Here is a 12051-nt window from a genome sequence, read left to right on the forward strand (position 1 = left end):
AATCTAACTTTTATAGTTTTGTGATTCAAATTACAAACAATAGGTATATATGAAGCACATAACCCTTTTTCTCTTTCTTCTCTTGACGAGAACAGTTATTATAGCGCAAACGGATACTGCAATAGAAGGTCGTATTTTCCATCTTGGCGCACCATTAGAGGGTGCTACAATTAAAATAGAGAATACAAAAAGGGGGACTGTAAGTGACAGTACCGGCCAATATATTTTTGAGGGGTTACCTGATGGAACATATCGGCTTTTGGTTAGCCGTTTAGGCTTTGTGAGCCAGTTGAAAGTTGTTCAGGTTGCGGGTCAACAGGATATTAGGTTGGATTTCAATATGGAGGAAGAAGAAGGTGGATTGGAAGAAGTGGTGATTACCGGTACGATGAAAGAAGTGAATAGATTGGAAACTCCCGTTCCTGTAGAAGTATATAATCATAACTTTTTTAAAAAAAATCCAACGGCAACGGTATTCGATGCGTTGCAAATGGTAAACGGTGTCCGTCCACAAATAAATTGCAATGTGTGCAATACAGGTGATATTCATATTAACGGATTAGAAGGTCCTTATACTATGGTTCTGATCGATGGTATGCCTATTGTAAGTGGTTTATCAACCGTTTATGGTTTGTCGGGGATACCTTCCTCTCTTATAGAGCGGGTGGAAGTAGTAAAGGGTCCGGCTTCTTCCTTGTACGGTTCGGAGGCAGTTGGAGGGCTGATTAATATCATTACCAAAAAGCCTCAACAGGCTTCAAGATTATCTGCGGATATCTTCGGAACAAGCTGGCGGGAATACAATGCAGATCTTGGTCTTAACCAATCTATAGGTAAGAAGGCGAATGTATTGACCGGAGTAAACTATTTTAACTTTACCGATAAAGTAGACCATAACCACGATGGTTTCACGGATATGACGCTGCAGAATCGAATATCCGTTTTTCAGAAATGGAATTTTAACCGAAAGGAGAATCGCTTGCTCTCGCTGGCAGGAAGATATTTATATGAAGATCGTTGGGGAGGGCAAACAACTTGGAATAAATCGTTAAGAGGAAGTGACAAAGTGTATGGCGAGAGTATCTATACTAAAAGATGGGAAGTTTTGGGGAACTATCAATTACCCGTAAAGGAAAAAATGTTTTTTATGTTTTCTTATAATAACCATGATCAGAACTCAGTTTACGGTGATGAATGGTATTTGGCTAAACAGCGCATTGCTTTTGGACAACTGACTTGGGATAAGCGACTGGGTAAACATGATTTATTAATAGGTGCCGCCTTGCGATATACCTACTACAATGACAATACTGCGGCGACAGAACTAGTTGGAGACGACGGCGAAATCATTAATGACGCCAGTAAAATGACTATGCCAGGTGTCTTTCTGCAGGACGAAATAAAATTGGCCGATAAACACAGTTTATTACTCGGCATGCGCTATGATTATAACTCGGATCATGGGGATATTTTTACGCCGCGAATGGCTTATAAGTGGAGTATAACGGACAATGATATCCTTCGATTAAATGCCGGAACAGGCTTCCGGGTTGTTAATCTCTTTACAGAAGATCATGCCGCCTTAACGGGCGCTCGCGATGTAGAAATTGAAGGGGATTTAAAGCCCGAGCGGAGTGTTAATGTGAATTTGAATTATATTAAGAAATTACAACTTGGGGATGGAAATCTATTGAGTTTTGAATCATCCGCATGGTATACCTACTTCAACAATCGGATCTTACCGAATTATGACTTGGATCCGAGAAAGATCATCTACAGAAACCTGGATGGCCATGGTGTTACACGAGGTATTAGTCTAAATGCAGATTTAGCGATGTATAATGGTCTGAAATTAACCGCCGGTGGTACTTGGATGAATGTTTTCAATAAAGAAAGAAATGAGGCTGGGGCAATGGAGAAATTCCGTCCCATCTTGACCGAAAATTGGACGGCTACCTGGGCTTTGTCTTACCATATTAAGACGCTGAATCTGGGAATAGACTATACAGGAAATATATACGGCCCGATGCGCCTAGCTTTGCTGAGTGAATTAGATCCTAGACCGGAGTATTCTCCGGTATGGAGCATTCAGAATATTCAGTTTACTTGGCATGGAGGCGACAAATGGGAAATATACGGAGGAATTAAAAATTTATTAGATTGGACGATTTCGAAAAGTGTGCCTGCCATAGCCGAAGGGGAGGGGGCAGGTATAAAATCACCGATTGCGCGATCTTTTGATCCATTTAATAGAGGGGTGGTTTACGGCAGTGATGGCCGGATTGTGCCAACTTCAGATAATCCATATGGTTTACAGTTTGATCCTGATGGTTACGCGTATGGACCAAACCAAGGGATTAGAGGATTTCTTGGTGTCAGAATCCGTATTTAACGAAGTCGTTGAATAGTTAAATGGTTGAGTATGGAAATCGTGAATGAGTCGCCCAACTCACGTTAGCAGAGAAGAAGGTTCAGTGCAACTGAAGGGCGACGGTTGATCTCTGATAGCTAAAGAATGAAAAAAGGAACAGTTTTATGTTTGCTGGTTTGTACCATCGTGCTAAGGGTAACCGCATTATTTGCAGTACCCTTAGATACGGTGTCTTTTGATCGATTGCCCTATCTACAACAAAAGCAAAAAAGATTGGTCCTTATATTAATTGGTACGGATTGGTGTAGGTACTGCAGAGCGATGGAGCACTATCTCGGGGATGATTGGCCAATCGGTATTAAACAAGGGTATTATTTCCTTCAATTGAATGCGGAACAGAAAGAGCCTATAAAATTCAATAAGAAGACCTTTCACTATAATCCAAATGGAGCCTCGACAGGCTTACATTCGCTGGCGAGTTATCTCGGTGCTGATGAAGCAGGAAAGATTTCCTTTCCAACCATTTGCATACTGAATGAAAAAAATGAATTACTGTTCCGATATAATGGTTTTCTTCGAAAAAAAGACCTCCAACGTATTATGATAGAGATTCTACCGAAGTAAAGCTGCCTTTGGATTCCGGTTCATACGTTTTTCTAAAAAATGTTTTTATGTCTTTTATTTGTACTAAATCTAAATAGATGTATATTTGTTGAAACCTTAGCCTCACTTAAGCAAGGCTATGTTCACTACATTAAACGAATTAGATTCATGAGAATTTTAAAAGCTACCTTATTAGTATGTTTATGCTTCTTCACTTATATACAAGTGCAAGCGCATGCTTTATGGATTGAAACTGCGACCTATGGCAAATTGGGAACGGCCCATGACGTGAAGGTTTTTTACGGGGAATTTGCCCTCAATGAACGGGATGCTCCCGAAAAATGGTACTCGGATGTAAAGGATTTTACGCTTTGGCTTGTCGCTCCTGATGGAAAAAAGAGCGAGTTAAAAACGATTCCGGGGCAAGCGTATTACAGTAGCAGCTTTACCCCTGAAAACGAGGGCGTATATACGTTAATGGTAAGTCACGAGGCGGCAGAACTGGGGGGTACAACCAAATATCACTTCGTTTCTTCTGCCTATGTAAGTATTGGCAAATCCAGTAAAGTAGACGCTGGTTTAAATGAAAATGGATTAAAGCTATATGCTGATAATCATGAAATTTTTGCCAAAAACAAACCGGTTAAATTATTTGCTTACTTGAATGGGAAACCCCTTGCTAACAAGCCTGTAAACGTGGCCTCTCCGGAAGGATGGTCGAAGGAAGTGATGACAGACGAAAATGGTATGTTAAGTTTTCTCCCTTTGTGGCCAGGTCGCTACGTGGCTGAAGCGCAGAATTTTGAAAAAGTAACCGGAAATCACAACGGTAAAGATTTTGATGCAGCTTGGGTTGGATCAACTTTTTCCTTCGAAGTAAAATAAGTCAGCAGGTGTCTTCTATTGCTTTCAAGATAGAAGACACCTCTATATTAAATTGAATAGGCAATCAGGCCCGCATCCTTTAATTCGTTCCAAACACACATATCTACGCGTTGATCAATCATTGCTCTATTTCGTTCAACATGGTGTGGTTTGGAAGTGTTTAGCGCAATGCTGTTAATGCCAGGTAGCTGCAGGCCAAACTGAACACAAACAACGGCAGGTTGAAGTTGGTGTCTTTTACAGATTTCGAAAAAAAGCGTACGCCATTGATGCAGTTTCTGTCCTCCTTCTGACTCCCTGTTCACGTAACAGTAATTATAATAATTACTTCCCACTAAAAAGCCGCCGTTGAATACAGCCGAGTTAATAACGGTAACTCCTTTGTTTGATAACTCAATAATAAAATCCACTAACTCTTTCGGATGATGATGCACGGTTAAGCTATTTGCAATCATCACCCAGTCCAGTTTGATTAAAGGACTGATTCGTTGGATAATCCTCCAGTTTTTTGCACCAATGCCTACCGAATGAACTTCGCCTTTTGCTTTCAACTCATTAAGTGCCTCGTATGCTTGTAATATTTTCTTAAAACGCTGCTCTTCTTCTTTGATCCCGTCCGCTGCTGCCAAATATTCGTCAGGATCATGCACAGAAACCATCTGAGGTATAAAACCGTTAAGCAGCTCGTTACCCTGATAAAAGCACTCCAATATACCCTGGTAGCTTATCCTTTGTACGGCATCGTGCCGAATATCTTTCCACACGTCTTTCTCAAAACTTGGTTGCTCACCTTTAGCTAAAGGAATACGATACCATCCAAGTTTATTGCTAATCAGTACTTTTTCATTCGTTAAGCCAAGCTTTTTTAAACTCGTTCCAAGTGTTTCCAAAGCTAAGCCGGCTCCATACTTTCCCGCACAGTCAAATACGGGGATTTCTTTAGCGTTTTGCACACATGCCTTGACAATTTCATGCTTAGTTTCAATATCTAATGCTTCATATAGGTTGCCTAAACTGCTTGTACCGTAAATAAGACGTGGCAATTTTATCATAACTAAAAAAATAAATGTAATGTATACGTTTACAAATTAGCTGCATTTTAATCGTATTTTATTAAAGGTTCTTAACATTTAAATTCAGGATTTTAGCAAATTTTAGACGCAAAGCTTTTTGCTTTTGTAATTTTTTATTGTCTAATATTTAGATTTTGATTGAAAAAGCCATAATTTAGCTCTATAGATTAAGCTAACGATAAACCTAATTCATGTTGTTACCAAAACTGCAGAATGAGCGTGTTTTATTGCAAAGGATTGCAAAAAGTGATGAACAAGCTTTTAAGTATCTGTTCTCCGTGTATCATCATGAACTGGGTGCCTTTGTACACTCCCTATTAAATGATCGAGAAAGCACCTTAGAAGTCGTCCAGGATGTTTTTTTGAAAATATGGCTTCACAGAGCTAAACTTCCAGAGATTACCAACTTTACATCTTATTTATTTATTATTGCCAGAAATCATACCCTTAACAAAATAAGACAACTTACGCAGACACAAGAGAAACACAAACAATACTTAAACGCGTTGGAAAGCGAGATTTTATCTGAATCTGAGAGCCCGAACGACCCATACGAAGCGCTCGATAAAGCGTTGAGTAAATTGCCACCTCAGCAACAGCGTGTTTTTGCCTTAAGACAGCAAGGACTAAAAAATCCTGAAATTGCAAGTGTTCTCAATATTTCTACAGCATCAGTTGCTAAGTATCAGCAATTGGCTATGCAGTCGCTCAGCGAGTTGGTGAAGGTACATCACTTTATTTTGCCTTTATTATACATGCTTTTTAACATCATAGATTTGGGGTTTCATAGTCTATAAAGACCTTCATTTACTGTTCTGTATTATTTTTTAATTTTTTTTAAATAAGACATCCATAAATGGATGTTGCCGGTGTCTTTATAAGAAAACTAACTAATAAAACGGATATCCGTTTTAAGACGCCTATATGAGTCGAGCACGAATTACCTTTTTATTTGATAAGGCGATGCGTAAAGAAATTACGCAAGAAGAACGCTTGGAATTATATGAGTTGCTAAGTGACAACTCATCTAAAAAGGTAGTTGAAGACCTCTTTTTACAGGCACGCCTAAGCTTCGAGCATGGAAAAACTTTCTTTAATGAAGAAGAATCATCCCAAATGATTCATAAAGTGCTTGGAGGTAAAGAACAACCAACAAATAACACGAGGAGGGTTGATGTATTAAAGTGGTTAGTTGCCGCCATTGTTCTAATCACATTTAGTGTCGGAGCTCTTTTTTATTATGACCGAAAACCGAGTCATATACAACCTGTGACTTATGCAGAAAAAGATGCAATCAAGTCCGTACGCAACCAAGCGACTTTGCTTTTGGGTGATGGTAGTCTAGTTGATCTGGAGGCCATTGACAATAAAACGGTTAAAGAGGGGGATATTACCATTAGTAAGACGAAGGATGGACAATTAGTTTATCATGCGGCAAAAGCGAATGCCACAGGGGAGATTAAACAAAACATACTTAGTACGCCACGGGGCGGACAGTTCCAAGTTCAGTTGCCCGATGGTACACATGTTTGGTTAGGTCCAAGCTCTTCTTTGAGCTACCCAACCCGGTTTGAGGGTGCAAAAAGGGAAGTTCGCCTCGAAGGAGAGGCCTATTTAGAAATTGCTAAAAATAAGGAAATGCCATTCGAAGTACAGACAGTAGATGCTACTATTCATGTGATGGGAACGAACTTTCTGATCAGTGCTTATGAAGATATGGAAGAAATAACCACTACACTTGTTGAAGGAAAAGTACGGGTGTCGGCAAAAGATAATTCGTCTCGGACCCCCACCGCTAAAATTCTCAACCCTGGTCAGCAGGCGCGTATAAATAAACAGACCAAGGCAATTTCACTAAAAAATGTCAACCTAGAAGATGCTTTAGCCTGGAAGAACGGTTATTTTGTCTTTCACGGTGATGATATCCAACAAGTGATGAAAACAATTGCCAGATGGTATGATGTTGATGTCACATACCAGGGTGACCTGACAGGTGAGACATTTATTGGTACTGTATCCAAATTCGATCGAATAGAAAAATTATTACAAACGATCGAGCTAACCGGAGGTGTTCATTTTAAAACAGAAGGGAGGAAAGTTATTGTAATGAAGTAGCCAAAAGTATAAAAAGGAAAAAGAAGCTATCAAAGGCGGTGCAACGCCTTTGATAGTACAGGCATAATGCCAGATTAAAGATAGAATCAAATTACCAATTCTTTAACCTAATCAAATGTATAAAATAAATGCTGTAATATGGCATAAAGGACAGACCTATGCCAAATTTAAACCTATATTGATCATGAAGTTATCACTTATCTTGATCTTAATTGGTCTATTGGAAGCAAAGGCAACGGCCTTTGCTCAAAAGCTAACGCTGCATAAGAAAAATGTTTCACTTCAAGAGGTTTTTGACGAAATACGTAAACAGTCGGGCTATAATGTACTATATACAGCAAGCGTTTTGAAGAATACAACGCCAGTGAATATCGATTTGGAAAACGTATCGGTGACCCATGCAATAGACGCTTGTTTGGCCAATCAGGGCCTGAGCTATAAAATTGTCGAGAAGAATATTGTTATCTCTAAAAAGAATTGGGCTGTTGTCGCCCAGGAAGAGGTAACTTTGACCGGAAAAGTCACCGACAATAACGGGAAGGCGCTCGCCGGTGTTTCTATAAGCATAAAAGGGCTTAATAAAAGAGGAACTCAAACAGATGAACAGGGTTTTTTTACTTTAAAAACGCCTCCGAACACGACGTTGGTAGTTACCTATATTGGATTTCAACGCCAAGAATTAAAGCTTGTAAGCGGGCAAACTACCGTGAACGTCCAACTCGAAGCTGAAGATGCGGCATTGGATGAAGTTGTTGTAGTAGGGTATGGTACGCAACGAAAAAGCGATTTAACCGGATCGGTTTCCTCGGTTTCCGCCGAGAAAATAGCGGCTTTTCCCGTAGCAGGTACAGCTCAAGCACTCCAAGGGCGATCGCCCGGTGTGGCTGTATCCAGCGTCAATGGAGAGCCTGGTAAAGCGCCACGCGTGCGAATTAGAGGGGGAACTTCGATCAATGCCAGTAGTGATCCTCTTTACGTAGTGGATGGTTTTGCCGGAGGAACGCCGCCCCCTCCCGAAGATGTAGAATCTGTCGAAGTACTAAAGGATGCATCAGCAACCGCTATCTATGGATCTAGAGGGGCTAATGGTGTTATAATGGTAACGACCAAAAAGGGAAAGGTTGGGCGTCCTATTATCGACTTTAATAATTCTTACTCCATTCAAAAGATCGGTAAACGACTCGACCTTTTGAATGGACAGGAATTTGCCGAATACATTAATGACGTTTACAGAAACAGTGGTAACTCAAATGTTCCATATTCAGACCCTTCGTCATATGGTGAAGGTACGGACTGGCAAGACCTGATTTTTAGAACCGGAGGATTGATCAATAATCAATTATCGGTTTCAGGAGGAAGCGAAAATATCCGTTATTATACCTCACTTAGTCATTACGGGCAAAAAGGTACAGTGATCAATTCTGACTTTAGAAGGCTTTCGGGAACTTCTAATTTAGACATAAAGGTATCTGATCGGGTTCGTTTAGGCACTAAACTTTTTTTTATTAGAAATGACCTTGACGGTGTGCGAACACAGGAAACAAGTAGTGGAACATCCGGAGCAGGTGTAATTTCAGGCGCGTTACGCTTTGATCCACTGCAAGGAGTATACGATGCAAATGGAAAATATACGTTGAAACAAGTGGGCGACCCTCATGACAATCCGGTAGCAGTTGCACGCGAAAGAAAGAATGAGCAAATAAACGATTTGTTTCAGGGAAATGCCTATGGAGAACTTGAGTTATTACAGGGATTAAAGTTTCGAAGCACGCTGGGGGTCCAGATCAGTAATCAACGGAATGGGAGCTATGTGACGCAAAATTTGGTAGAGGGACGTAACTATGGTGGTTCTGGAAGTATTATAGGCCGCAAGAACACAAATGTAATCAACGAAAACTTCTTAACCTATACCAAGAGCTTCCAAGATGTCCATAACCTTGAGGCAATGGGCGGTTATTCATATCAATCTTCCAGAAATGAAATGTGGGAATCACGCAATCGGAATTTTGTGTCTGACAATTTCTCATTTTGGAATTTAGGAGCGGGTTCGAACTACCAAAATGCGGCTTCAGAGCTAATAGACTGGGTGATGTCCTCTTTTTACGGAAGGATAAATTATAACTTCAAAGGTAAATATTTGCTGACAGTTACGGGCCGGTACGACGGCTCATCTCGATTTGGTGACAATAACAAATGGGCATTTTTCCCTTCCGGTGCCTTGGCATGGAATATCAGCCAAGAACCGTTTATGCAATCGGTGAAGGCAATTTCAAATCTTAAAATTCGAACCAGCTATGGAGAAACCGGAAACACCGAAATAGGCTCTTATATGTCATTGGCCCGATTTTCTCCAACGCTTGCGACTATTAATGGAACACCAATTAAGGCGGTGCGGCCAACCAATGTCGCGAATCCTAATCTTACATGGGAAACTACCAAGCAAACAGATGCAGGTTTAGATATTGGCTTTCTGAATGGTCGGATCAATCTCTCTGTAGATTACTATTATAAGAAAACGGTTGATCTGCTTTACGAAGTACCCCTGCCGATATATTCCGGTTATACGGTTTCTCTGCAGAATATTGGAAGTGTAGAGAATAAAGGTTGGGAATTCGCGCTCAATACAACCAATGTTAAGGGCGAAAACTTCACTTGGACAAGTGATTTTAACATCACTTTTAATCGCAATAAGATTCTTCAATTGCCTGGAGGAGATATTCGCTATAATACGATCCCAGGTCATATGTTGTCAACTGAATCCCAAATTCTTCGTGTGGGCGAGGTAGTGGGCGCTTTCTATGGATGGCTATTTGATGGATTGTATCAAGAAGGCGATGATTTTTCTGCGGCTCCTAATAAAAAGCCAGGAGATGTCAAGTACCGCGATATCTATGGACGTGATGCTAATAATAACTTAACCGAAGGTCCGAATGGTGTTATTAATGCGGATGATCGTACCATTATTGGTAATCCCCATCCGGATTTCATCTACGGTTTTAATAACGATCTGCGTTACAAAAACTTTGACCTGAATATCTTTTTTCAAGGAAGCCAGGGTAATGATATGTTAAACATCACTCGAATGGAACTCGATTGGATGGCCGGAAAGGGAAATGCTACCAAAGATGCATTGAATAGATGGACACCTACCAATACAAATACAGACATTCCTCGGGCAAGTGCTTCGAATAATCCAGAGGTCTCATCGCGATGGGTTGAAGATGGCTCATACTTGCGGTTAAAAAATGTAGCCTTGGGTTATAACTTTCCGAAGTTTATGCTAGGTAAGCTACAGGTGAGTAAACTAAGGATCTATGCTAGTGCACAAAATATATTGACGGTCACAAACTATAAAGGTTATGATCCGGAAGTGAGCTTTCAGGACTCAAACCGAAATGTCGGACTTGACTATATGGGATATCCAAATGTCAAATCCGTTACCTTGGGGATAAATGTTGGATTTTAAGTTAATGGAGAAACAGACAATGAAAGAGTTTTCGAAATATATTTTTTTGTTCGTATTGTTTATTGCTTCCGCTTGCACTAAGTTGGAAGAAGAACCGGTAAGCATTTTAGTTCCAGGGCAATATTTTAACACCGAAGCGGATGCAGAAGCAGCTGTGATGGGATCTTATGCCTTGCTGAGTAGCGATAATTTCTATGGTAGACGGTTAACCATGGTGTTACAGCTACTGGGAGATGATATTGACATTGCGGATATCGGAACACAATCCAGTCGCATACAGCTGAATGGTTTTACGCACGATGCCAGCAACCAAGATATACTTGCGGTCTGGCGCTTGGCTTATTTGGGTATAGGAGCCGCTAATGCCGCAATCGACGGCATCCCGAATGTTCCGATGGATGAAGGAAAGAAAAATGCACTTATCGCCGAAGCGCGCATGGTGCGAGCCCTAAATTATTATCATTTAGTGCAATTGTTTGGTGATATCCCTTATATAGGGCAATTTGTTACAGATCCGAATACGATTAAAGATATTAATAAAACTCCTGCCAGTGAAGTATATCAGCATATTATAGACGATTGCGAATTTGGTATAAGTTATTTACCCGATGCCTTTCCGGGTAACATTAAGTCAAGAGCTACTAAAGGGGTTGCCCATACGCTGTTATCTTCCGTATATATGGTTTTGCAGCAATGGGACAAAGCAGCGGAGCACGCGGAAGCGGTTATTAATGATGCCGGTAAATACCATTATGGTTTGGTAAATGACTATCAAGATTTATGGAAAGCCGATCTTGGTCATCAATTGGAGCATGTCTGGGTCGTGGATTTTATGGGGGGGATCACCGGAGAAAATGGTACAAATCAGGATTATACAGCTCCTATGACCGGGGTTCGCGACGCGGATATGCTGGGTTGGAGCGTCTTAGTTCCATCTCCAGGTATGTATGGAAGTTTTGATAATAATGACTACAGGAAAGAAGTGAGCTATTTGACAGAAACGCCTATAAAAGGAGTGATGACCCCTTATCAACAATGGCGATGGCCACGCATACATACGGCTAAATGGTGTTTATACCCAGGAGCTAATGCCAATGCAGAGGGGGCCGACTCAGATATAAAACATGTGATTTTCCGTTATGCCGAAATTCTCTTAATGGCTGCAGAGTCACTCAACGAGAGTAACGGTGGGCCCACCGCAAAGGCTTATGAATACTTGAATGCGGTTAGACAACGCGCCCGTAACACACCTAACGGGGTAAGAACCTTCCCAACGGATATCCCGGTTGGGTTAAATCAAGCAGCATTTAGGGACGCAGTAAGAGAGGAGAGAAGAGTAGAGCTAGCCTTTGAATGGAAGCGCTGGTACGACTTGAAGCGTTGGGATATCGTTGTGGAGGCCTTTACAAAAGAAGGCGCTTATGAAAAAAGAGAAAACATAAAACCATCTCATAAACTATTGCCTATTCCACAGGAAGAGATTGGTAGAAATGCAAATCTCTTACCGCAAAATGAAGGTTATTAATATAAGACGAAAG

General features: G+C 40.8%; 8 protein-coding genes. 7 read left to right on the top strand and 1 reads right to left on the bottom strand.

What is annotated here, in order from left to right:
• Positions 1 to 49 precede the first annotated feature (49 nt).
• The 3 genes from ACH11B_RS15175 to ACH11B_RS15185 all read left to right on the top strand — a co-directional run bounded on the left by ACH11B_RS15175 (position 50) and on the right by ACH11B_RS15185 (position 3859).
• Entirely contained in the window at positions 50 to 2392 is a 2343-nt protein-coding gene (locus ACH11B_RS15175; RefSeq protein WP_377609729.1) for a TonB-dependent receptor domain-containing protein, read from the top strand.
• 123 nt (positions 2393 to 2515) lie between these two features.
• Positions 2516 to 2995, top strand: coding sequence for a hypothetical protein (locus ACH11B_RS15180; protein WP_130857641.1), 480 nt, complete (start codon positions 2516 to 2518; stop codon positions 2993 to 2995).
• A gap of 147 nt (positions 2996 to 3142) precedes the next feature.
• Positions 3143 to 3859 carry a DUF4198 domain-containing protein gene (locus ACH11B_RS15185; protein WP_377609727.1) on the top strand — a complete coding sequence of 239 codons (717 nt, stop codon included), beginning with the start codon at positions 3143 to 3145 and terminating at the stop codon, positions 3857 to 3859.
• 47 nt (positions 3860 to 3906) lie between these two features.
• Here ACH11B_RS15185 and ACH11B_RS15190 read toward each other — a convergent pair whose 3' ends face one another.
• The gene (locus tag ACH11B_RS15190) at positions 3907 to 4911 is read right to left on the bottom strand and encodes an aldo/keto reductase (RefSeq protein ID WP_130857640.1); all 1005 of its coding nucleotides are present in this window, start codon (positions 4909 to 4911) and stop codon (positions 3907 to 3909) included.
• A gap of 212 nt (positions 4912 to 5123) precedes the next feature.
• Here ACH11B_RS15190 and ACH11B_RS15195 point away from each other — a divergent pair, with 212 nt between their 5' ends.
• The 4 genes from ACH11B_RS15195 (at position 5124) to ACH11B_RS15210 (ending at position 12038) form a co-directional block, all read left to right on the top strand.
• Positions 5124 to 5729, top strand: a complete 606-nt coding sequence (locus ACH11B_RS15195) for an RNA polymerase sigma factor (protein ID WP_013666045.1) — start codon at positions 5124 to 5126, stop codon at positions 5727 to 5729.
• Positions 5730 to 5856: 127 nt separating this feature from the next.
• Entirely contained in the window at positions 5857 to 7047 is a 1191-nt protein-coding gene (locus ACH11B_RS15200) for a FecR family protein (RefSeq protein ID WP_377609725.1), read from the top strand.
• A 115-nt stretch (positions 7048 to 7162) separates the two neighbouring features.
• Positions 7163 to 10513, top strand: coding sequence for a TonB-dependent receptor (locus ACH11B_RS15205; RefSeq protein ID WP_377609723.1), 3351 nt, complete (start codon positions 7163 to 7165; stop codon positions 10511 to 10513).
• Between the two features lie 4 nt (positions 10514 to 10517).
• Entirely contained in the window at positions 10518 to 12038 is a 1521-nt protein-coding gene (locus tag ACH11B_RS15210) for a RagB/SusD family nutrient uptake outer membrane protein (protein ID WP_377609721.1), read from the top strand.
• Positions 12039 to 12051: the final 13 nt, after the last annotated feature.

The organism is Olivibacter sp. EAT-5, from assembly GCF_044784325.1.
Taxonomy (GTDB): domain Bacteria; phylum Bacteroidota; class Bacteroidia; order Sphingobacteriales; family Sphingobacteriaceae; genus Olivibacter; species Olivibacter oleidegradans.

What these genes read in the sequence shown, in the direction of transcription:
- ACH11B_RS15175 (WP_377609729.1), top strand. Translation starts at nt 50, where the DNA reads ATGAAGCACATAACCCTTTTTCTCTTTCTTCTCTTGACGAGAACAGTT.
- ACH11B_RS15180 (WP_130857641.1), top strand. Translation starts at nt 2,516, where the DNA reads ATGAAAAAAGGAACAGTTTTATGTTTGCTGGTTTGTACCATCGTGCTA.
- ACH11B_RS15185 (WP_377609727.1), top strand. Translation starts at nt 3,143, where the DNA reads ATGAGAATTTTAAAAGCTACCTTATTAGTATGTTTATGCTTCTTCACT.
- ACH11B_RS15190 (WP_130857640.1), bottom strand. Translation starts at nt 4,911, where the DNA reads ATGATAAAATTGCCACGTCTTATTTACGGTACAAGCAGTTTAGGCAAC.
- ACH11B_RS15195 (WP_013666045.1), top strand. Translation starts at nt 5,124, where the DNA reads ATGTTGTTACCAAAACTGCAGAATGAGCGTGTTTTATTGCAAAGGATT.
- ACH11B_RS15200 (WP_377609725.1), top strand. Translation starts at nt 5,857, where the DNA reads ATGAGTCGAGCACGAATTACCTTTTTATTTGATAAGGCGATGCGTAAA.
- ACH11B_RS15205 (WP_377609723.1), top strand. Translation starts at nt 7,163, where the DNA reads ATGTATAAAATAAATGCTGTAATATGGCATAAAGGACAGACCTATGCC.
- ACH11B_RS15210 (WP_377609721.1), top strand. Translation starts at nt 10,518, where the DNA reads ATGGAGAAACAGACAATGAAAGAGTTTTCGAAATATATTTTTTTGTTC.